Source organism: Nocardiopsis listeri NBRC 13360, from assembly GCF_001570765.1.
Classification (GTDB): Bacteria; Actinomycetota; Actinomycetes; order Streptosporangiales; family Streptosporangiaceae; genus Nocardiopsis; species Nocardiopsis listeri.
The window spans coordinates 41,521-61,510 of sequence record NZ_BCSH01000036.1; the positions used below are offsets into that span (position 1 = coordinate 41,521).

A 19,990-nucleotide genomic window follows, 5' to 3' on the forward strand; every position below is an offset into this window, starting at 1 on the left:
CACCGCACACCCGCTTCCACCAAGACTCACCCGACGCCGCGCACCCTAACCCGCACCCCCATTCACGTCTTCGACCGCCCCCGACCAGAACCGCTCCCGATACCGCGAAGGCGAACATCCAAGACGCCGCACGAAAGCCTTACGCAACGCCTCACCCGTACCGAACCCACACCCCCGCGCGATCTCCTCCACCGACGTCGACCCCTCCTCCAACCGCCGCCGTGCCCACTCCAAACGCACCCGCTCCACGTACCGACCCGGACCACACCCCACCCCAGCGGTGAAGACCCGCGAGAACTGCCGCACCGACAACCCCGCCCGAGCCGCCATCTTGGCCACCGACCAATCCGCCCCCGGATCGGCATCCACCAGATACCGCACCTGCCGCACCTCCACCCGCTCGGCCACCTGCACCGCCAACTGGGTCGAAAACTGCGACTGCCCACCCGGACGCACCAGAAAAACCACCAACGTCCGCGCCAGCTCCAAAGCCACCGCCCGCCCCAGATCCTCCTCCACCACCGCCAACGCCAAATCGATCCCCGAAGTCACCCCCGCCGACGTCCACACCCGCCCCGACCGCACGAACACCGCGTCCTCTTCCACCACCAACCCCGGAAACTCAGCGGCCAGCCGGGCACAGTGCCGCCAGTGCGTGGTCACCCGCAACCCCTCCAACAACCCCGCACGCGCCAAGACGAACGCCCCCGAACACACCGACGTCACCCGAGCGGCCCGCCCCGCCAACTCCCGCACCACACCCACCAACAACGCATCCGGATCATGAGCACCCTCCCCACCGGGCACCACCAACGTGTCCACCCGCCCCACCTCCTCCACCGCCATCGAGGGCACCAACCCCAAACCGGACGAACACACCACCGTCTTGCCGCCCACCGAGACGGTCCGCACCCGATACCGCGCCCCCGGCGCCCGCGCCGCCCCCGCGAACACCTCCAACGGCCCCGTCGCGTCCAAGCTCTGCATCCCATCGAAAAGCACGATGACCACCTCGTGCCACACACCGTTTCCCATACGCACCACCCCACCGCACCTCGAAAACGACCACAAGGTCACCCACCCCAACCATCCGGACACACCCGCGCGCCACCTCACCCCCTTCTCGACCACCCCACCCTTACGCTGTGAACACGACCCGACACACGAAAACCATCCGAACTCCACACCACCCCGAGCAGTCCCACCCAGGAGAACACCACCCACACGAACGGACACCCGTGAGGCTCTCCGACCGCACCCGCCTGCACCACACCACATCCGCACCCGCCACCATCGGGCCCCTGGTGCACCTGCACGACGTGTCCCACCCCCACCTGCCACGCCTGGACCTGGCCATCCACCCCGGCCACCACATCGCCCTGCTGAACCTGAGCACCCCGGCCCGCCACGCCCTGATCCACCTACTCACCGCCCAGATCCACCCCACCCACGGCCACATCACCACCCACACCCGCATCCACACCACACCCGCCCGACCCACCCTGGCCCAAACCATCACCGGCCACACCCACCCCGACCCCCACGACCCCCGCCTACACCAGGTCCTGGCCACCTCAGGGCTCGCCCACCACCCCCACACCACACCCACAAGCCAACTCCCACCCCACCTGGCCGCCCACATCCACCAGGCCCGCACCCTCTACGCCCACACCATGGGCGCCCACCTACTCCTGATCGACCACCCCACCACCCCCACACCGGCCCCCACACCCACCACCGCCCACCTCACCCTCACCGACCACCCCACCCTGACCCGCACCGCCGACCGCATCCTGCTCTTCCACCAAGACCACCTCACCGAAACCGGCGACCACCACCAACTCCTGCTCCGCGGCGGCGCCTACGCACGCCTGTACGCCCTCCAAAGCATCCGCACCCCCACACCACCGGCCCCCTAAACTGGACCCGTGGCACCCCTAACCAAGGAACTCACCGTCGGCCAGGTCGCCCAACGCTCCGGAGTGGCCATCTCCGCCCTGCACTTCTACGAACGCCAAGGCCTCATCCACAGCCGCCGCACCACCGGCAACCAACGCCGCTACCACCGCGACACCCTGCGCCGCGTGGCCTTCATCCGCATCTCCCAACGCGTGGGTCTGCCCCTGGCCCGCATCCGCCAAGCCCTGGAACAACTCCCCGAGAACCGCACCCCCACCCGCGCCGACTGGGCCTCGGTCTCGGCCCAATGGCGCGACGAACTCGACACCCGCATCGCCCAACTCACCCGCCTACGCGATGACCTGACCGGATGCATCGGCTGCGGCTGCCTGTCCCTGAACTCCTGCACCCTGTCCAACCCCGACGACGAACTCGCCGCCGCCGGCCCCGGACCCCGCCGCCTCATGGTCGAACGCCTCATCGAACCCGACACCTGACCCCCAACACCCACCCCACCGGGGAACACCACACCACCCCGCCCCGCCACTTCATCGTCGCCGCCATCGCGGCCACCGGCGTCCCACTCCTGCTGGACGTGCTCTCCCCTCCTGGGCACCTTCGACATCCCCCTGCATCCCCTTGGCCTTCACCACACGCCTGGCCGCACCCACCATGGGCCTGCTCCTGGCCGCCACCACCCACGCTGAACAAAAAAGGGGGGCGAGCCGGCCACAACGGCCCACCCGCCCCTCCTCGTCACCGCCTCACCCCGCGGCGGCCTCATCGCGCCCGCGCCGGGCCAGCTCATCGGCGTATTCGTTGCCCTCGTCCCCGCTGTGGCCGCGTACCCAACGCCACTCGACCTCGTGACGTGCGGCCAACTCGTCCAGACGCCGCCACAGGTCCACGTTCTTGACCGGTTTCTTGCTCGCGGTGGTCCAGCCACGCTTCTTCCACCCGTGCACCCAAGAGGTGATGCCGTTGCGCACGTAGGAGGAGTCGGTGTGCACGATCGCCGGCACCGGCCGGGTCAGGCTCTCCAAAGCCTGGATGGCCGCCATCAACTCCATCCGATTGTTGGTGGTCTGGGCCTCGCCCCCGTACAGCTCACGCTCGTGCTCCCCATAACGCAGCCACACACCCCAACCCCCTGGTCCAGGGTTGCCGCTGCATGCCCCGTCGGTGTAGATGACCACGCTTCGTGTCGAGGTCTGTTCGACCTGATCCCCGTTGTGCATGCCGGGCAATCTACCGCCCTCAAAGATCACGAAAAGGCCACACACCCCACAAAAAGGGCCACCACCAGAGCCACCCACCCCCAATGGAGCCCCATAGGCACCCGAAAAGGTCCAGACAGAAGACCAATGGCACCCTCCGCGACCGACCCACCGTCCACTCCCCACGGCCACGAACCACTACCCACCGCACCCATACCCGCACCCGCCGTGGAAGAACACCCACAGAACCACGACCCGAACAAGGGGTCGAGGAGGATTGCTACAGGATTTGGCGGTAGAGCCATGACCTGGGCGACGGTTCGATGACGGGACCGATTTGCCCAGTTCTCAGCCCCTACGTTCGTGGCCATGCCGCATGAGTACCTCTCCCAAGACCAGATCGCCCACTACGGCCCCCAAGGCCTTCACCCTGGCCGCGAGCAAGCACACACCCGCCACTCAACTCGGCTGGGCGGTAAGGCAGGCCCATGAGTAACCACAGCGGGCCCTAGCACCTCGCCGAAGGCGGCCGTAGCGGCGCGGATAAGCCGGGCCCACGGGGTAAGAAGGCCGTGGTCTATGACGGGACCGTGCAGGTGGCCTCGATCCGGATCCGGCTACGCGACCTCACCCGTTCAAAAACCACGACCTAACTCAGGGCGAACACCGAGGGTGGGGTGCTCTGTTCGGTGACCTCGCGCAGGTAGCTCCGCGCCAGGTCGGCCAAGCTCTCGATCTCGGGGTGGGGGCGCGTTGAGGGCCAGATCAGGCTGACCTCGACCCGCGGGGAGTCCCAGACGGGACGGTAGACCACGTCGGGCCAGGTGTGCCCGTAGCGGGTGGCAGCGGCCGTCACCCCGACGGCGTCGCCGATAGCGATACGGGCCAGCCACTCATCGGTGTTGGCCACTGTCACCGTGGCCGGTGTCGGGGCGATGTGCTCCCACAGGCGCACGGTCGCGGTGGGCGCGGTCGCGCACAGCGCCACACGGTGGGTGGCGAGCTCCTCCAAACCCAGCTTGTCGGCTGTAGCGAGCGGGCTCGCGGCGGCCACGGCAGCCACCAGGGTTTCGGTGAACAGGTGAGCGCTGGTCAGGGCGGGGTCTGCGACCTGATCGGGCAAGACCCGGCGCACGATCACCGCGTCCAACTCCCCCGCGGCCAAGGAGGCTTCGGGATCGGCGGGGCGGCTGATGTGCACGGGGGTGGCCGAACGTTCTCGCCACCGCCGGATCAAGGGCACGGTGTGCTGCCCCAGCCCGGCCCAGGCCCATCCCAACCGCAACGCGGACGCTTCCCCCGATCGGGCGGTCTCTATGGCCCGGTCGATGCCGTCCAGCAACGGGCGTATCTGGCCGACCAAGCGGTGCCCGGCCTCGGTCAGCGCCACCTGGCGGGTGGTGCGCTCGACCAGGCGGACGCCGGTGATCTGCTCCAGTCGGGCGATGGTGCGCGACAGGGTCGGCTGGGTGGTGGCGAGTTCGGCCGCCGCGCCGGTGAACGTCTCGGCCCGGTCGAGCGCCTCCAGGGCGCGCAGGTGACGCAACTCCACACTCATACGTCCACTGTATGAATCCGTGCGCGTGTGTATTTCTCTCACCAGGCCAGACGTTTCTAGCCTGGACATATGCGCATCCTCATCATCGGAGCCTCCGGCAAGGCCGGGGCCGCCGTCCACCACACCCTGACCGAACGCGGACACGAACTGATCAGCGTCGGGCGCACCTCGGGCGATATCCGCTGCGACATCACCGACCCCGACAACCTCGAACAACTGTGGCAGCGCGCGGGCGAAGTCGACGCGGTCGTCAGCGCCGCCGGAGATGTGCCCTACCGGCCCCTGGCCGACCTGGAACCCGGCGACTACCTGTCGGCCTTTCACGGCAAGGTCCTCAGCCAGATCAACCTGGTACGCACCGGCTCAGAGCACGTGAATCCGCGCGGCTCGTTCACCCTGATCAGCGGGATCCCGGCCCGCGAGCCCATCGTGACCGGGGCCGCGGCGGCGATGGCCGGGGGCGCGGTGGAAGCCTTCGTGCGCGCCGCCGCCTTGGAGATCGCCCCGCAGCGTATCAACGCCGTCAGCCCCTCGGTGTTCACCGAGAGCCTGGACGACTACGGCGACTTCTTCCCCGGCTTTGTGCCGGTGGACCTGTCCGAGGTGGCCCGGGCCTATGTGAAGTCGGTCGAGGGCGCGGCCAGCGGGCAAGTGCTGGTGCCGTGAGCGTGTCACGTTCGGCCGCCACGGCGGCCTATGTGCTCTTGGGACTGTTCTGGGGCACCTCGTTCTTGTTCATGTCCTGGTCCACCGACCTGATCTCACCGGCTCGAACCCCGCTGTTGCGCGTGGTGTTCGCACTGGTGCCGGTCGCGCTGTTGGCGCCCCTCACCCGCGCGCGGGCCTGGTGGCACCGCCACTCGGAGTCCAGAGGGTGAGCAGGACCGCTCTGGGCGATGGTCTTACCGCACAAGCAGCAGGTAAGACGGATCTTCGGACGGGGCATGGGCTCTCCTTCGTGTTCGGGGCCCATATAAATCCTGTGGTAATCCTCCTCGACCCCCGACGACCACCCCCACACGCGGCGGGCCGCGAACCCCTCCACAGGGTTCGCGGCCCGCCGCACACACCACCAGACCTAACCGGCCGAGTACGCCTCCAACTCCCGCGCCCGCTCCTGGCGCCGCGCGAACACACTGTCGGCCATCTCGTTCATCTTCTTCAACACCCGCTTACGCTCACGCTTGGACAACCGATCGATGTACAACCGCCCCCACGTGTGATCGGTCTCGTGCTGCAAACACCGTGCGAAATACCCACTCCCGGACAGCACCACCTCAGCACCATCCCTGTCCACCCCACGCACCGTCGCCGACTCCGCCCGCCCCAACTCCGCATGCGGCCCCGGAACCGACAAACACCCCTCGTTGTCCACCACCACGGCATCGGCCACATCACGCTCATCCAACACCGGATTGATCACATGACCCACATGCCGCACACCATCATCATCAGGACAGTCATAGACGAACACCCGCCAGTCCACACCCACCTGACTACCCGCCAACCCCACACCCTCGGCCGCGTACATCGTCACGAACATGTCATCGACCAACCGCGACAACTCCGCGCCACCCAACATCTCCTCGGGCACATCACGACCGGCCCGATGCAACACATCCTCACCGGTCACCGTCACCCGCAACACCCGACCACGCGCCGCCTCCGGAGCAAGATCAGGGAAATCCGCCACCTCCCGCCCCTGGACGACGGTCACGGGCACGGGCACAGACTGCTCCGACATGGCTCTACTCTCCGGACAGGCGACAACAGACGGTACAAACACCGCCACACCCGAAAAACTAGCATGAACCGGCAGGTCACCCCCGCCACCCACAACCATCCACCACTACCGGAACCACGCATTGCCCTGAATGAAACACCGCGCCAGATAGTCCCGCAACGACACCACCACCAACCGACGCCGATCACTCTCATGATCCCACACCACGATCCCCGGCCCATAGTCCGTATGCACATACGCGAACTGCGGACCCATATCCGAATCACCGAAGAAGATCATCTCATCGAACGGCGCGTACAACTCCAGATAATCCGGCTCCCCACGCATCGCCAGATTGTCCTCCACCAACCGACGCGCACCCCACACCACCTCATCCCCGTACTCGTTCACCACCCCATCCGTCTCACGCAACAACGACGCCAACTCGAACGGCAAAGGCAGCATCAAATGCTTCTCCACCTCGGCCAGCATCACCTCATCGGCCGCATCACTCAGATCGGCCTCCGGATACATCTCCAAGATCAGTTCACGCCACACACCCACGATCATCACAGGTCGCGGCAACACACGAGAAATCGCACCCGGCGAGTTGCCCCGAAAATCCACCACACCACCCCGCACACCACCACCCCCAACACCCCAACCACCCCCAAAAACCCACCAAAGCCCCACCATCCACCACACCAACCAAGGGAGCCACCACCACCGACCCACCCCACCCCGACCACGCACAATAGAAACCAACAACCCACCCACCCAGGAAGAGACACCCACCATGCCCACCACCCGCACACCCCGCGGACCCCACACCACCACCTGGGCCTACCTCTTCCTCCTCATCTCCCACAACACAGCCGCCCTCCTCCTACTCCCCCTCGTCCTCGCCTCCGCCCTCCTCACCCTCCTCTGGGTCGGCCTCCCCTTCATCATCCTCACCGCCCTCACCCTCCGCACCATCGCCAACGCCCAACGCACCACCCTCACCAAAATCCTCCAAACCCCCGTCCCCGCCGCCTACCGCCCCCTCCCACCCACCGGCATCATCACCCGAGTCCGCATCATCATCACCGACCCCGCCACCTGGAGAGACCTCCTCTGGCTCACCGCCTCACCCCTCCTCACCACCCTCGCCCTCATCCCCGCCCTCCTCTACGCCCACGCCACCTACCAAACCCTCTACGCACTCCTCCTCTGGCACCACACACACGAGCTCTACGGCCTCACCGCCACCACCCAACCCCAAGCCCTCCTCGCCCTCATCCCCGCAGCCCTGCTCGCCACCCTCGCCCACACCCTCACCCCCCACACCACCAACGCCTGCACCCGCCTCTCCCGCCTCATCCTCGCCCCCTCCGAAAAAGCCCGACTCACCGCACGCGTCGCCCACCTCGCCACCAGCCGCGCCGACACCATCGACACCCAAGCCTTCGAAATCCGCCGCATCGAACGCGACCTCCACGACGGCGCCCAAGCCCGCCTCGTCGCCCTCGGCATGACCCTCGGCATGGCCGAAAACCTCGTCCAAACCAACCCACAAGCCGCCCGCACCATGCTCACCGAAGCCCGCGAAACCACCCGCCAAGCCCTCACCGAACTCCGCGACCTCGTCCGCGGCATCCACCCACCCGTCCTCGTCGAACGCGGACTCCCCGGCGCCGTCCAAGCCCTCGCCCTCACCCACAACCTCCCCATCACCGTCACCACCCACCTCCACGGCCGCCCCGCCGACCCCGTCGAATCAGCCGCCTACTTCGCCATCGCCGAACTCCTCACCAACACCGCAAAACACGCAAACGCCACCCACGCCTGGATCCACATCAACCACGGCCGACAACGCCTCATCATCACCGTCACCGACAACGGCCACGGCGGAGCCACCCCCACCCCCGAAAGCGGACTCAACGGCATCGCACGCCGACTCGACGCCTTCGATGGCACCATGAACATCACCAGCCCCACAGGCGGACCGACCATCATCACCCTGGAGATCCCGTGCGCGTTGTCATCGCCGAAGACCTTGCCCTCCTCCGCGACGGACTCATAAGACTCCTCCAAGCCCACGAATTCACCGTCGTCGCCGCCCTCGACAACGGCCCCGACCTCCAAACGGCCCTCACCGAACACAAACCCGACGTCGCCGTCGTCGACGTACGCCTACCCCCCACCTTCACCGACGAAGGCCTCCAAGCCGCCATAGCCGCCCGCGCCCACATCCCCGGCCTGCCCATCCTCGTGCTCTCCCAGCACGTCGAACAGCTCTACGCCCGCGAACTCCTCTCCGACGACACCGGAGGCGTCGGCTACCTCCTCAAGGACCGCGTCTTCGACGTCAACCAGTTCATCGAAGCCGTCCGCCGCGTCGCCTCCGGCGGAACCGCCATGGACCCCGCCGTCATCTCCCAACTCCTGGCCCGACAAGACCAGAGCGGCCCCCTGGCCCAACTCACCCCCCGCGAACGCGAAGTCCTCTCCGAAATGGCCGAAGGACGCTCCAACTCCGCCATCGCAGGACGCCTCTACATCACCGAAAAAGCCGTCAGCAAACACATCAACAACATCTTCACCAAACTCGACCTACCACCCTCCTCCGACGACAGCCGCCGCGTCCTGGCCGTCCTCGCCTACCTCAACGGCCAAGACCCACACCAATAGACGACCTTCGCCCCGCGCCTCCACCAGAACCCACCCCGAACACAACGAAGCGGCCGCGCCCCAAGGGACCGCGGCCGCAACCACCCACACTCAACAACCACTAATCACGACGCACCCGATACAACCCGTCGATCTCCTCCGAGAACGCACGCAACACCGCCTCCCGCCGCAACTCACCCGACGGACGCACCAACCCCGACTGCACCGTGAACTCCTCGGCCAACACATGGAACGACCGCACCGCCAAATGCCGCGGCACACTCCGATTGGCCTCGTACACCAACCCCTGCACCTCACGCAGAAGATCCCGATCCCCCGCGATCTCCTCCGGCGCCATCGACAACGGCCGCCCGTTCACCAACCGCCAGTACTCCAACTGATCACGCACCAACGTCACCAACGCACTGGCGAACGGACGCCCCTCCACTATCACCAACACCTGGCTGATCAACGGATGCGCCCGCAACCGCTCCTCGAACCCGGCCACCAACTCCGCGTCCGAGGACCGCTCCACCTCATCGGCACGCGCCACCACACCCGACTCCACCGACTCCGGCTCCGGCTCGGCCCGCACCACACGCGCCTGCGACACCCAAGGCTCCTCGAACCCCCCGGGCTCCTCCACCGAAACCACCGGCTCCACGACCTCCGGCACAGCGCTCAGGGCACGCTCCGGCTCCATCCCGGGCCCATCGCCCCGCCCCGGCACGAACCGCCCCGGCACCGGCTCCAACGAAGCCTGCGCCCGCACCCGGCCCCGCACCCTCACGAACCCGGCCTCGTCCACATCGGCCAACACACCCGTGGCCAACCAACCCTCACGGAACGCCGCCCGCGTCCCCTCCACATCGGCCCAATACCCCAAGAACACCGCACCACCACGCAGGTGCAACTCACCCTCGGGCGAAACCCACCAACGACGATCGGACAACACCCGACCCACCGTCCCCGGCACACGATCCCCCACCGCGTTGGCGCTGAACACCCCACCCGCCTCCGCGATGCCGTACACCTGCATCACCGGAACACCCACACCACCGAAGTAACTGTCCAACCGCTCCGGCAACCCACCACCCCAGCACACCGCCAGATGCACCCGACCGCCCAACACATCCCGGATCTTGGAGAACGACCAGTCGTACATCGACCGCGACAACCGGGCCCAGGCACCCTTCTTCTTCGCCTGGTCGAACTGCACCGCGGCGTCCATGGCCGCGTTGAACGTCCCCACCGAGTCCCAGTCCGTCGAATGCGCCGTGGCCCGCTCGGCCCCGTGCACACCCTCCAGATCCCTGGCCGTGCACACCAACACCGTCGGCTTGAAGCGCACCAACTCCGCACGCAACCGCCCGGGCGCCGCCACACCCAACCGGACCCCGGCCACCACACACGCCACCATCGTCGACAACCCCGGCAACTGCGACAACGGCAGATCCATCACCGCGCTCGCCCGCCCCGCGGCCAACTCCGACAGCCGCGGCCACATCCGATCCACCAGATCCGCCGCCGACGACAACAACGCCCCGTGCGAGAGCACCACACCACGCATCGAACGCGACTCCGTGCTCACCGGGTACAACACCACCGCCGGATCCTCCGGCACCACCTCATCCCGCCGAAAACGCACCGCCGTGGCGTCCATGTACGCACCCAGACCCACCACATCCGGCAAGGCCTCCTGGTACCGCCACACCCGCCCCAGATCCGGCATCTCCCGCTGCAGACCCACCACGACACGATGCGCCCGCTCACCGGCGACCACCGCCACCGCCGGACGCACCTGACGCACCACATGCGCCAACCGCTCCGAGGAAGCCTCCACCGGCAACGGCACCAACACCCCGCGCACCGACCACACCGCGTACGCCAAACGCACCCAGTCGTGGTTCGAAGGCGCCACCACCAGCACCCGATCGCCATCGGAAACCCCGGCGGCCACCAGCCCCTTGGCCACCGACGTCACCTCGGTCGCGAACTCCCCCGCCGTCAGACGCTCCCAACGGTCCTCCACCAGAACCGAGAACACCTGGGAGTGCGCGTCAGAGGTCGCCACGTCATAGACGTGGTCGCCCAACCCGGACTGTTCTCGCGCCAACGAACCGGGGGTCTCGCCCATAACCAACTCATCCTCTGCCACGTCGGAAGGCGGGCCGCACCGTCCCCACCCGCCTCATTCGGGGAATCGAGCCCTACTGTGCCCATTTCTCCACCGAACGGCAACCTAGGAGAAACCCCCGATCGCCGGCTCATCCCACCTTTACTCGCGCACCCCACACGAAAGAAAGCAACGACAACACCGCCACAGACGCCATGACCACGGACATGCTCACCAACGAAGCCTCACCCGAAGGCGTCAACCCCGCCAAAGCCGCGATCGCACCACCCAACGCGAACTGCAACGAACCCATCAACGCAGAAGCCGTACCGGCCACCGCCACCGGCTGACCGTCCAGAGCCGACACCGTCGCGTTCGGCATGATGAACCCGACACTGAGCATCATCATCGCCAACAGCGCCGACACCATCCACAGCTGGGCCGCCCCGGTCAACGCCAACACCAACAGCGCCAGCACCGCGACCAACGCCAACAGAAGCCCCATCAGCAGCCGACGCTTGGTATCCACCCGACCAACCAACAGGCCGTTGCCCTGCGTGCCCAACATCGACGCCAACGCGTTCACCGCGAACAACCATCCGTACGTCTGCGGCGAGACCCCGAACTCGTTCTGCGACACGAACGAGAACGCCGACACGTACGTGAACAACATCCCGAAGCTCAGCCCCAGCGACAGCACCGGCGCCACGAACCGCCGATCCCGCACCAACGAACCCACCGTCGCCGCCAACACCCGCGGCCCCTGCGCCCGACGCTCCGAGGCGGGCAACGACTCCGGCAGCCAGAACAACACCAGCACGAAACTCAGCGCCGCCATCACCGCCAGCACCCAAAAACTCAACTGCCAGGGTCCCACCAGCAGCAGCTGCGCCCCCACCATCGGAGCCAGCAACGGCGCCAACATCATCACCAGCGCCAGCCGCGAGAAGAACCGCACCGCGTCATCGCCCTGGAACATGTCGCGCACCACCGCACGCGCGATCACCGCGCCCGCGGCACCGGCCACACCCTGCGCGAACCGCAGCACGATGAACGCCGTCACGTTCGGCACGAACACGCACAACACCGAGGTGACCGTGAACAGGGCCACCCCCACCAGCAACGGCCGCCGCCGACCCCAGGCATCGCTCATCGGCCCGATCACCAGCTGCCCCGCGGCCAACCCCAGCATGATCGCCGTCAGGGTCAACCCGATCTGCGCCTCGGAGGTGCCCAGGTCCCGGGTGATCTGCGGGAACGCCGGCAGGTACATGTCGGTCGCCAACGGGCCCGTGGCCGTCAGCACACCCAGCACCATCACCAACAACGCGATGGAACGACGCGATCGCACCTTGGGCCGGGCCACCTCTTCCGAGGGGGTGGGGGTGGTCGAGGTCTGCACGGGAACTCCACTTCAGGAACGGGGACGGGACGGGGGAAGCGCACCAGATGGTGCTAACCACTCCATAGCAACACCGAAGGGACGCGATTCGCTCCCCACCCGACCACACCGAAACCTGTGATGTCCCTTACCCGGAGGAGATATTCGACCGCACCAGACGGTCCAACAACCTCTCCACCTCGGTCTCCGGATCCAACGTCAGACCACCATGCACCGGCCCGGCCTGCACGATCGTGCTCCGCGGAGCGGTGAGCCACCGGAACCGCGGCCCGGGACGCTCCCCCGCGGCCTGCCCGGCCTCCTCCCCACCGCGGCACATCCGCTCCACCGCATCCAGGGCCCGACGCACACCCACCACGTCCACACCCGGATCCAACGCACGAAGCCGGTCCTCGTCCAGGTCCCAACGCGCGGCCAGGAACGCGCGCTCCTGGCTGTAGAGGATCACCCCGGCGTTGACGCACTCACCACGTTCCAGGCACGGCACCACACGCAGCAGCGCGTACTCGAACACCGCCCGATCACGTTCGATGCCCACCTGACCGGTGGTCACCACGCTGTAGCGCTCACTCATGAGCCCACCTCCGGAAGCCAGGAACGATCGGCCATACGGGCCAGCAGATGGCGAACGTAGGCCTCACGCACGGCCTCGGGCGTATCGAACCCGGGTTCTTCCTCCAGCCACACGTCGGGCACCAGCTCCACCACACCGCGCAACAGCTCCTCGTCCACCAACGGCGCGAGCGCGGCGTCGGCCGCGGCCAACGCCGGGGAGAAACTCGACAGCACGTGGTCGGAGGCGTCGTAGGGGCGGGAGACGAACCGGTCGGCGTTGGCCCAGGAGTGATGGAAGATCAGCGTGGCACCGTGGTCGATCAGGTAGGGCGCACCGTGCCACATCAGCATGTTCGGATTGCGCCAGGAACGGTCCACGTTGCCGGTCAGGGCGTCGAGCCACAGCACCCGCCCGGCGAAGACCGGGTCGACCTCGAAGGTCAGTGGATCGAAGCCCAACGAACCCGGCAGGAAGTCCATCCCCAGGTTCAGCCCCTCACTGGCCTTGAGCAGCTCTTGGACCTCCGGGTCGGGTTCACCGCGACCGATGACGGCATCGAACTCCACCAAGGCCAGCTCGGGAACCGGCAACCCCAGGGCACGCCCCAACTCACCGGTGATGACCTCCGCGATCAGGGTCTTGCGCCCTTGCCCGGCCCCGATGAACTTGACCACGTACATCCCCAGGTCGTCGGCCTCGACCAGACCGGGGAGCGAACCTCCTTCGCGGAGCGGTAGCACGTACCGCGTCGCGATCACTTTCTTCAGCACAGCGGCCAGCATAGTTCCGGTGATCACGCGCGCGGCGTGGGCCGCGGTGCCGACCGACCGATCGCGAGTAGGACCAGCGGGGCGAGGAACGCGTCAGCGGCCCACTGCCGGATCGAGCCGGTCGACCTTCGCCACCATCCACCGATCGTCACGACAGCGTCTTCTATCCACCCCTGAACACGTTCTAGAACCATTCCACCTCGACCACGACACGCCCAACAACCCTCTGAGCAAAATAATTAGAGGTGGGCGGCGTAGCCGCTCGAATTCATTTTTTCAGAGTAGCTTTTACATAAAAGCTACTCCACCTTTATGACGTAGATCTATACCGGTGGGACAGAGAACCCGCGCATGCTTCCCATGGATCTCGGCCGCTCATCCCGAAACCGGCGGGGAGGACCCGAGCCCTCCCCCGGGAAGACCCGCCCTCGACCACCTCGGCCTCCCCCCACCCCACCCACGCCCGGCTCCATCGGGCTCAGAGGTTGTCCTCGGGCTGCTCTCCCCACTCCTCTTCGCCGTCCTGCCCCGGACCGGGCAACGTCGGCACCGGGGTGGGCTCGGTCTCCTCCCCCGGTGAGGGCTCCTGCTCAGGGTCGGACTCCTCGGCCTGCTCCTGCTCGGGCTGCGGGGGCGGTTCCGGCTGAGGGAACTGCATCAACCACAGGTACAGCGCGAACACCAACAGCAACAACAACAACAACAGCGCCCCCAGGGCACCGATGAGCCACCAGTTGGCCTCACCACGGGCCACCCTGCTGTCGCGCGCACCGGTCAGGCCGCTCCAGCGCACCGCCGACACGCCCCGCTCCCCCGCCCAGTGCGGCATCACCATCGGGCCACTGCGCACCACCGGACCACCCCGACCGGCACGCTCCAAGAACGCCCCCGCGTCCTCCTCCGAACCCTCCTGATGGGGACAGGCCACCCACAGGGCCGAACGACCCTTGGTGCGAGCCGCCACCACCTGGTCACCGCGCTCCACCTCCCGGGCGAAACGCTCACGGGTGGGCTCGTCGATCCCGGCGGCATCGTTGAGCATGGCCACGCTCACCTGGCGCCCGGCCTTGTCCCTGCCCAGGTAGACCACGCCCAGCCGCGACTCGCGCAACCGACCCGACAACCGATACCCGCCCAGTTGACGCGGATCCCCCTCGTGCAGCCCCATCGTGGGAACCGACATCGACGTACCCCCTTCCATCGACCTGCCCCACGAGCGACGGCCATCGTTCCCACCACCCGTGCCGTGAACCGAACCACGGCCCCGGAAACAGGTAGTGTCGCCCACAGGTGATCCAAAACCTACTCCTCATGGTGCCCTCACGGTCGGCACCGACGTACTGGGAAGGCGGGACATGGCAGAAACCTCACCCGGGAACGGTTCCTCCGCTCCGAAACCGGACAACGCTCCGGGGGAACCCACCCGACTGCTGCGCGCGGCGCTGCACGAGGTCTCCACCGTCATCGTCGGCCAGGAACGCATGGTGGAACGCTCCCTCATCGCCCTGGTCGCTCGTGGACACTGCCTCATCGAGGGCGTCCCCGGCATCGCCAAGACCCTGGCGGTGTCCACCCTGGCCAAGGTCACCGGTGGTTCGTTCTCCCGCCTGCAGTTCACCCCCGACCTGGTGCCCTCCGACATCGTCGGCACCCGCATCTACCATCCCTCCACCGAGAGCTTCGACGTCGAACTGGGTCCGGTCTTCGCCAACTTCGTGCTGGCCGACGAGATCAACCGCGCGCCCGCCAAGGTCCAGTCGGCCCTGCTGGAGGTGATGGCCGAACGCCAGGTCTCCATCGGTGGCACCACCTACCCGCTGCCCTCGCCCTTCATCGTCATCGCCACCCAGAACCCCGTGGAGTCCGAGGGCGTCTACCCGTTGCCCGAGGCCCAGCGCGACCGGTTCCTGATGAAGGTCGACGTGTACCACCCCAAGGCCCATGAGGAGATGGAGATCCTACGGCGGATGAGCTCCGAGCCGCCCACCGCGCACCAGGTCCTGGACCCGGTCACCCTGAGCGAGCTCCAGGCCGACGCCGAACGCGTGCACGTTCACCAGCTCATCGCCGACTACGTCGTGCGCCTGGTCATGGCCACCCGCGAACCCGAGAACCACCAGATGCCCGACCTGCGCCAGGCCCTGGAGGTGGGCGCCAGCCCACGCGCCACCCTGGGGTTGGTGGCCGCCGCACGCGCCCTGGCGCTGCTGCGCGGACGCGACTACGTGCTGCCCGACGACGTGCGCGTATTGGCCCGCGACGTCATCGCCCACCGTCTGGTACTGACCTTCGACGCCCTGGCCGACGGCATCACCACCGGCCAGGTCGTGGACCGCATCCTGTCCACCGTCCCGGCGCCCAGGGTCATCTGGGACGAACCGCCCTCCGGCGAGACCGCGTCCTTCGCCTCGCACCGATGAGGGGAGGCCGACCGTGAACGCACCCGCCATCGGCACCGACCCCCGGCTCCGGGCCGCCCTGCGCCGCCTGGACCTGCGTATCGTGCAACGCCTGGACGGCCTGCTGCACGGCGAACACCTGGGGCTGCGCCTGGGGCCGGGTTCGGAGGCCGCCGAGGCGCGCCTGTACCAGCCCGGCGAGGACGACGTGCGTCACATGGACTGGGCCGTCACCGCCCGGACCGACGTCCCTCACGTGCGCGACCTGGTCGCCGACCGCGAACTGGAGAGCTGGACCCTGCTGGACATGTCCCCCAGCATGGACTTCGGCACCGGTATGTACTCCAAACGCGAGGTGGCCGTGGGTGCGCTGGTGGCCGCCAACCTGCTCACCCAACGAGTGGGCGACCGCTTCGGTGCCCACTTCCTGCACCAGGGTCGAGTGCGCCGTTGGCCCGCCCGCTCGGGCAAGGAGGCCCTCTTGGCGTTGCTGGCCACCATCGCGGCCGCCCCGACCGGCGACCAGCGCGCCATCGACCCCGAGGGCGCCACCCTGGCCGACGCCGTCACCGATCTGGTGCACACCCGGCGCAGACGCGGCCTGCGCGTGGTCGTCTCCGACTTCCTGGACACCCCCGCCTTCGGTGGCACCGTCACCTGGGAACGTCCTCTACGTCAGTTGTCCGCGCGCCACCAGGTACTGGTGGTCGAGGTCCTGGACCCCCGTGAACTGGACGTGCCCGAGGTGGGCGACGTGGCCCTGCGCGATCCGACCACCGGTCGGGTACGCGACGTGCGTCTGACCCGGGCAGTGCGCGAGCGGTACCGTGAGGCCGCCACGACCCAACGTGAGGCCATCCGCGCGGCACTGCGCCGCTGCGGCGTTCAGCACCTGGTGTTGCGCACCGACCGGGACTGGGTATTGGACATCGCGCGGTTCGTGATCGGACAACGACGTACCGCGCACCACATGGCCCGCCACACCCCGGGGGTTCCCCGGTGAGGCGCGCCGACGCGCACAAGGCGTGGGAGGGCCCCACGCCGCCGACGTTGACGGGGGACTGAGGCCGCCATGACCTTCCTGGAACCCCAGCGGCTCTGGTGGCTGCTGCTCATCGTGGTGTTGGTGGCCGCCTACGTGTTCGCCCAACGTCAGCGGCGCGACTACACGTTGCGCTTCACCAACCTGGAACTGCTGGACCAGGTCGCCCCGCACCGGCCCGACGTCCGTCGGCACGTCCCGGCCGGTCTGTTCGCCATGACGGTCGCGGTCCTGATCGCGGCCATGGCGGTCCCGGCGATGCCGGTGGAGGCCCCGCGTGAGCGGGCCACGATCATCGTGGCGGTGGACGTGTCGTTGTCCATGGCCGCCACCGACATCGAACCCGACCGGTTGCACGCGGCGAAGGAGTCGGCGCGCGGGTTCGTGGAGACCCTGCCCGACCGGTTCAACGTCGGGTTGGTCTCCTTCTCCTCCACCGCCACAGTGGTCTCCCCGCCCACCCAGGACCACTCCGCGGTCACCGGTTCCATCGAGGGGTTGCGGCTGGGCCCGGGCACCGCGATCGGCGAGGGGGTCTTCGCCTCGATGGAGGCCATCCGCGGTTTCGACGAGGAGGCGCAGGAGGACCCTCCGCCCTCGGCCATCGTGCTGCTCTCCGACGGCGAGAACACCAGCGGCCGCGACATCGCCCAGGCCTCCGCGGCCGCCGCCGAGCAGGAGGTGCCCGTCTCCACGATCGCCTTCGGCAGTGGTGCGGCGATGATCGAGATCGACGGCTACCAGGTGCCTGCCGACATCGACAAGGAGGCCCTGCGGGGTCTGGCCCAGGACACCGACGGTCACTTCTACGAGGCCGAGAGCGAGACCGAGCTGGACGAGGTCTACGAGGACATCGGCTCCTCGTTGGGCACCGAGTACGTCCATGAGGAGATCGTCACGCGCTTCGTCATGGTCGCGCTCCTGTTGTCGATGGCCACCGCTTTGACGTCCCTGCTGTGGTTCCAGCGCCTTCCCTGATCGATCCGAGACCCACCCGAAGGGATGGTGACTTTGGTCACATCCCTTTAGGCGCCCTTTACACCAATTCCTCTGATGTAACCGGTTAGCGTTGGCATGTTTGCCATGCCCAGCCACAACGAGGAACGATGCCGAACACACCCGCACCCCCGACCGCGCTCTGTTTCGATCTGGACGACACCCTCATCGACGACGTCGCCGCATCCTCCACCGGATTGCGCACGGTCATGGAGCGGATCGGACACACCCACTTCGGCTCCGCCCGCGCCCTGTGGGACACCCAGACCGAGATCTCCTTCGGCGCCTACCTGCGTGGGCACCTGTCCCTGGACGAACAGCGACGCCAACGCATCCGCGCCCTGGCGGTCCAGGCCGGCCACGGCGACATCGCCGACCAACACTGCGACGAGCTCTACCGCCTCTACCTGGACGCCCACCGCTCCGCCTGGCAGGTCTACCCCGACACCCACACCACCCTGGCCGCGCTGGGCCGGGCCGGCTACCGACTGGCCGTGGTCACCAACGGCATCGAGGTCCTCCAGCACGCCAAGCTCCAAGCCCTGGAACTGACCGGCTACTTCCACACCGTGGTGTGCGCCGACACCGCCGGGGCGGGAAAGCCCGACCCGCGCATCTTCCACTTCGCCGCCCAGCGGTTGGGCGTGGACCCTTCCGCCTGCTGGCACGTGGGCGACCAGATCCAGGCCGACGCCGTGGGCGCCACCGCCGCGCGCATGCACCCGGTCATCATCGACCGCACCGGGCGCCCGCCCTTGGAGGGTCTGACCACCATCACCGACCTGGACAGCCTGCCGCGCATGCTCGGACTGGCCGCTCCCGCCGGCGGCATCTGATGCTTCCCGACGACGTGTTGGCCCGTCGGGTCACCGTCCACCTGATCACCTCCGGGCCTCACGGCCCGGAGCTTCGGGGCGCGCGCGTACGCTTCGGTCAAGATCCCGAGGAGCTCGCTCGAGAACTGGGCGCGTTGGCCGCCGACGTCCCCTTGGTGGCCCTGGACGTGGTCACCGAGACCGTCAGCCTCTCCCGCAGCCGGGCCCTGCACGTGGACCGCATCGTCTACACCAGACCCGAGCTGCGCTCGGCCTGGCCCTCGGTGGTGCCCGTCCAGGGTCTGACGCCCACCGCGCCCGAGCTGGCCGAGGACGAACCCGGTCCCGGGCCGAACGACCTGCCCCGGCTACGCCGATTCGCCTCCTACGGCATCGTCACCGACCCGGCCGGGCGCATCCTGCTCAGCAAGATCGCCGAGGGCTTCCCCGGCGCCGGCACCTGGCACCTGCCCGGCGGTGGCGTGGACCCCGGCGAGGACGTGCGCGCGGCGCTGCGCCGCGAGGTGTTGGAGGAGACAGGACAACACGGGGTGGTCGGCGAACTCGTCTCGGTCCGCGCCCACCACCGCAGGCCACCCGCCGCGGCCCTGGACATCTACGCGGTCTGGGTCTTCTCCCACGTGCACGTGGGCGCGCCGACCCGGGCCCACGTCACCGAGGAGAACGGCTCCACCTGCGACTGCGCTTGGTTCACCCCCGAGGAACTCCCCGGTCTGCGCCTGTCCACCACCGCCCGGGTCGGGATGGGCCTCCTGGTCTCCCGTCCGGACCGCTGACCCACCTCGACACTCCTCGCACTCCGGCCCGCTCGCGGGCGGGTCACC

The 19,990-nt window shown here is 68.0% G+C and carries 21 protein-coding genes; 11 read left to right on the top strand and 10 right to left on the bottom strand.

Features of this window, described 5'->3' with window-relative positions; translation table 11 throughout:
• Window positions 1-45: 45 nt before the first annotated feature.
• Window positions 46-1,035 carry a GlxA family transcriptional regulator gene (locus NLI01S_RS12115; RefSeq protein WP_067603842.1) on the bottom strand — a complete coding sequence of 330 codons (990 nt, stop codon included), beginning with the start codon at window positions 1,033-1,035 and terminating at the stop codon, window positions 46-48.
• Window positions 1,036-1,238: 203 nt separating this feature from the next.
• Between NLI01S_RS12115 and NLI01S_RS12120 the strand changes: the two genes are divergently transcribed.
• A complete protein-coding gene (locus NLI01S_RS12120) occupies window positions 1,239-1,919 on the top strand; it encodes a bacteriocin/lantibiotic ABC transporter (RefSeq protein ID WP_067603746.1) in 681 nt (226 codons plus the stop codon).
• 9 nt (window positions 1,920-1,928) lie between these two features.
• A complete protein-coding gene (gene soxR, locus NLI01S_RS12125) occupies window positions 1,929-2,396 on the top strand; it encodes a redox-sensitive transcriptional activator SoxR (protein ID WP_067603748.1) in 468 nt (155 codons plus the stop codon).
• A 267-nt stretch (window positions 2,397-2,663) separates the two neighbouring features.
• On the opposite strand, the gene rnhA is transcribed toward soxR, so the two are convergent.
• Window positions 2,664-3,137, bottom strand: a complete 474-nt coding sequence (rnhA, locus tag NLI01S_RS12130; protein ID WP_067603750.1) for a ribonuclease HI — start codon at window positions 3,135-3,137, stop codon at window positions 2,664-2,666.
• A gap of 628 nt (window positions 3,138-3,765) precedes the next feature.
• Window positions 3,766-4,674: a LysR family transcriptional regulator gene (locus NLI01S_RS12135; RefSeq protein WP_067603752.1), complete on the bottom strand. Its 909-nt coding sequence runs from the start codon at window positions 4,672-4,674 to the stop codon at window positions 3,766-3,768.
• Window positions 4,675-4,743: 69 nt separating this feature from the next.
• Here NLI01S_RS12135 and NLI01S_RS12140 point away from each other — a divergent pair, with 69 nt between their 5' ends.
• Both NLI01S_RS12140 and NLI01S_RS12145 read left to right on the top strand, forming a co-directional pair.
• Window positions 4,744-5,340, top strand: coding sequence for a short chain dehydrogenase (locus NLI01S_RS12140; protein WP_067603754.1), 597 nt, complete (start codon window positions 4,744-4,746; stop codon window positions 5,338-5,340).
• Window positions 5,337-5,552, top strand: coding sequence for a hypothetical protein (locus NLI01S_RS12145; RefSeq protein WP_157091019.1), 216 nt, complete (start codon window positions 5,337-5,339; stop codon window positions 5,550-5,552). Before NLI01S_RS12140 ends, NLI01S_RS12145 begins: the two co-directional genes overlap by 4 nt.
• A gap of 200 nt (window positions 5,553-5,752) precedes the next feature.
• On the opposite strand, the gene def is transcribed toward NLI01S_RS12145, so the two are convergent.
• Window positions 5,753-6,418 carry a peptide deformylase gene (def, locus tag NLI01S_RS12150; RefSeq protein ID WP_067603758.1) on the bottom strand — a complete coding sequence of 222 codons (666 nt, stop codon included), beginning with the start codon at window positions 6,416-6,418 and terminating at the stop codon, window positions 5,753-5,755.
• Window positions 6,419-6,523: 105 nt separating this feature from the next.
• Entirely contained in the window at window positions 6,524-6,967 is a 444-nt protein-coding gene (locus NLI01S_RS12155; RefSeq protein ID WP_067603760.1) for an SMI1/KNR4 family protein, read from the bottom strand.
• 226 nt (window positions 6,968-7,193) lie between these two features.
• Between NLI01S_RS12155 and NLI01S_RS12160 the strand changes: the two genes are divergently transcribed.
• Entirely contained in the window at window positions 7,194-8,462 is a 1,269-nt protein-coding gene (locus tag NLI01S_RS12160) for a sensor histidine kinase (protein ID WP_067603762.1), read from the top strand.
• Window positions 8,411-9,070 carry a LuxR C-terminal-related transcriptional regulator gene (locus tag NLI01S_RS12165; protein ID WP_067603764.1) on the top strand — a complete coding sequence of 220 codons (660 nt, stop codon included), beginning with the start codon at window positions 8,411-8,413 and terminating at the stop codon, window positions 9,068-9,070. Before NLI01S_RS12160 ends, NLI01S_RS12165 begins: the two co-directional genes overlap by 52 nt.
• Before the next feature lie 100 nt (window positions 9,071-9,170).
• On the opposite strand, the gene NLI01S_RS12170 is transcribed toward NLI01S_RS12165, so the two are convergent.
• The 5 genes from NLI01S_RS12170 to NLI01S_RS12190 all read right to left on the bottom strand — a co-directional run bounded on the left by NLI01S_RS12170 (window position 9,171) and on the right by NLI01S_RS12190 (window position 15,076).
• The gene (locus tag NLI01S_RS12170; protein ID WP_067603766.1) at window positions 9,171-11,186 is read right to left on the bottom strand and encodes an AMP-binding protein; all 2,016 of its coding nucleotides are present in this window, start codon (window positions 11,184-11,186) and stop codon (window positions 9,171-9,173) included.
• 130 nt (window positions 11,187-11,316) lie between these two features.
• Window positions 11,317-12,483 (bottom strand): multidrug effflux MFS transporter, encoded by a 1,167-nt coding sequence (locus NLI01S_RS12175; protein WP_371850612.1) that lies wholly within the window; start codon window positions 12,481-12,483, stop codon window positions 11,317-11,319.
• A gap of 211 nt (window positions 12,484-12,694) precedes the next feature.
• Complete coding sequence (locus tag NLI01S_RS12180; RefSeq protein WP_067603770.1) at window positions 12,695-13,141, bottom strand: DUF3037 domain-containing protein; 447 nt, start codon at window positions 13,139-13,141, stop codon at window positions 12,695-12,697.
• On the bottom strand, window positions 13,138-13,905 hold the full coding sequence (locus NLI01S_RS12185; RefSeq protein WP_067603772.1) for a HipA family kinase: 768 nt from the start codon (window positions 13,903-13,905) through the stop codon (window positions 13,138-13,140). Before NLI01S_RS12185 ends, NLI01S_RS12180 begins: the two co-directional genes overlap by 4 nt.
• Before the next feature lie 466 nt (window positions 13,906-14,371).
• Window positions 14,372-15,076: a hypothetical protein gene (locus tag NLI01S_RS12190; protein ID WP_067603774.1), complete on the bottom strand. Its 705-nt coding sequence runs from the start codon at window positions 15,074-15,076 to the stop codon at window positions 14,372-14,374.
• 172 nt (window positions 15,077-15,248) lie between these two features.
• On the opposite strand from NLI01S_RS12190, the gene NLI01S_RS12195 reads away from it, so the two are divergent.
• From NLI01S_RS12195 to NLI01S_RS12215, 5 genes are all read left to right on the top strand, one after another.
• Entirely contained in the window at window positions 15,249-16,313 is a 1,065-nt protein-coding gene (locus tag NLI01S_RS12195) for an AAA family ATPase (RefSeq protein ID WP_067603776.1), read from the top strand.
• A 13-nt stretch (window positions 16,314-16,326) separates the two neighbouring features.
• Window positions 16,327-17,295 carry a DUF58 domain-containing protein gene (locus NLI01S_RS12200; RefSeq protein ID WP_067603778.1) on the top strand — a complete coding sequence of 323 codons (969 nt, stop codon included), beginning with the start codon at window positions 16,327-16,329 and terminating at the stop codon, window positions 17,293-17,295.
• A gap of 69 nt (window positions 17,296-17,364) precedes the next feature.
• On the top strand, window positions 17,365-18,312 hold the full coding sequence (locus tag NLI01S_RS12205; RefSeq protein WP_067603780.1) for a VWA domain-containing protein: 948 nt from the start codon (window positions 17,365-17,367) through the stop codon (window positions 18,310-18,312).
• Between the two features lie 128 nt (window positions 18,313-18,440).
• Window positions 18,441-19,166, top strand: coding sequence for an HAD family hydrolase (locus NLI01S_RS12210; protein ID WP_067603782.1), 726 nt, complete (start codon window positions 18,441-18,443; stop codon window positions 19,164-19,166).
• A complete protein-coding gene (locus NLI01S_RS12215) occupies window positions 19,166-19,942 on the top strand; it encodes an NUDIX hydrolase (protein ID WP_067603784.1) in 777 nt (258 codons plus the stop codon). Before NLI01S_RS12210 ends, NLI01S_RS12215 begins: the two co-directional genes overlap by 1 nt.
• Window positions 19,943-19,990 lie beyond the last annotated feature (48 nt).

Coding starts and splice junctions, on each gene's coding strand:
- NLI01S_RS12210 (WP_067603782.1), top strand. CDS start 18,441: ATGCCGAACACACCCGCACCCCCGACCGCGCTCTGTTTCGATCTGGAC.
- def (WP_067603758.1), bottom strand. CDS start 6,418: ATGTCGGAGCAGTCTGTGCCCGTGCCCGTGACCGTCGTCCAGGGGCGG.
- NLI01S_RS12140 (WP_067603754.1), top strand. CDS start 4,744: ATGCGCATCCTCATCATCGGAGCCTCCGGCAAGGCCGGGGCCGCCGTC.
- NLI01S_RS12215 (WP_067603784.1), top strand. CDS start 19,166: ATGCTTCCCGACGACGTGTTGGCCCGTCGGGTCACCGTCCACCTGATC.
- NLI01S_RS12170 (WP_067603766.1), bottom strand. CDS start 11,186: ATGGGCGAGACCCCCGGTTCGTTGGCGCGAGAACAGTCCGGGTTGGGC.
- NLI01S_RS12185 (WP_067603772.1), bottom strand. CDS start 13,905: ATGCTGGCCGCTGTGCTGAAGAAAGTGATCGCGACGCGGTACGTGCTA.
- NLI01S_RS12160 (WP_067603762.1), top strand. CDS start 7,194: ATGCCCACCACCCGCACACCCCGCGGACCCCACACCACCACCTGGGCC.
- NLI01S_RS12115 (WP_067603842.1), bottom strand. CDS start 1,035: ATGGGAAACGGTGTGTGGCACGAGGTGGTCATCGTGCTTTTCGATGGG.
- NLI01S_RS12190 (WP_067603774.1), bottom strand. CDS start 15,076: ATGTCGGTTCCCACGATGGGGCTGCACGAGGGGGATCCGCGTCAACTG.
- NLI01S_RS12155 (WP_067603760.1), bottom strand. CDS start 6,967: ATGATCGTGGGTGTGTGGCGTGAACTGATCTTGGAGATGTATCCGGAG.
- NLI01S_RS12205 (WP_067603780.1), top strand. CDS start 17,365: ATGACCTTCCTGGAACCCCAGCGGCTCTGGTGGCTGCTGCTCATCGTG.
- NLI01S_RS12180 (WP_067603770.1), bottom strand. CDS start 13,141: ATGAGTGAGCGCTACAGCGTGGTGACCACCGGTCAGGTGGGCATCGAA.
- rnhA (WP_067603750.1), bottom strand. CDS start 3,137: ATGCACAACGGGGATCAGGTCGAACAGACCTCGACACGAAGCGTGGTC.
- NLI01S_RS12175 (WP_371850612.1), bottom strand. CDS start 12,483: ATGGTGCTGGGTGTGCTGACGGCCACGGGCCCGTTGGCGACCGACATG.
- NLI01S_RS12195 (WP_067603776.1), top strand. CDS start 15,249: ATGGCAGAAACCTCACCCGGGAACGGTTCCTCCGCTCCGAAACCGGAC.
- NLI01S_RS12135 (WP_067603752.1), bottom strand. CDS start 4,674: ATGAGTGTGGAGTTGCGTCACCTGCGCGCCCTGGAGGCGCTCGACCGG.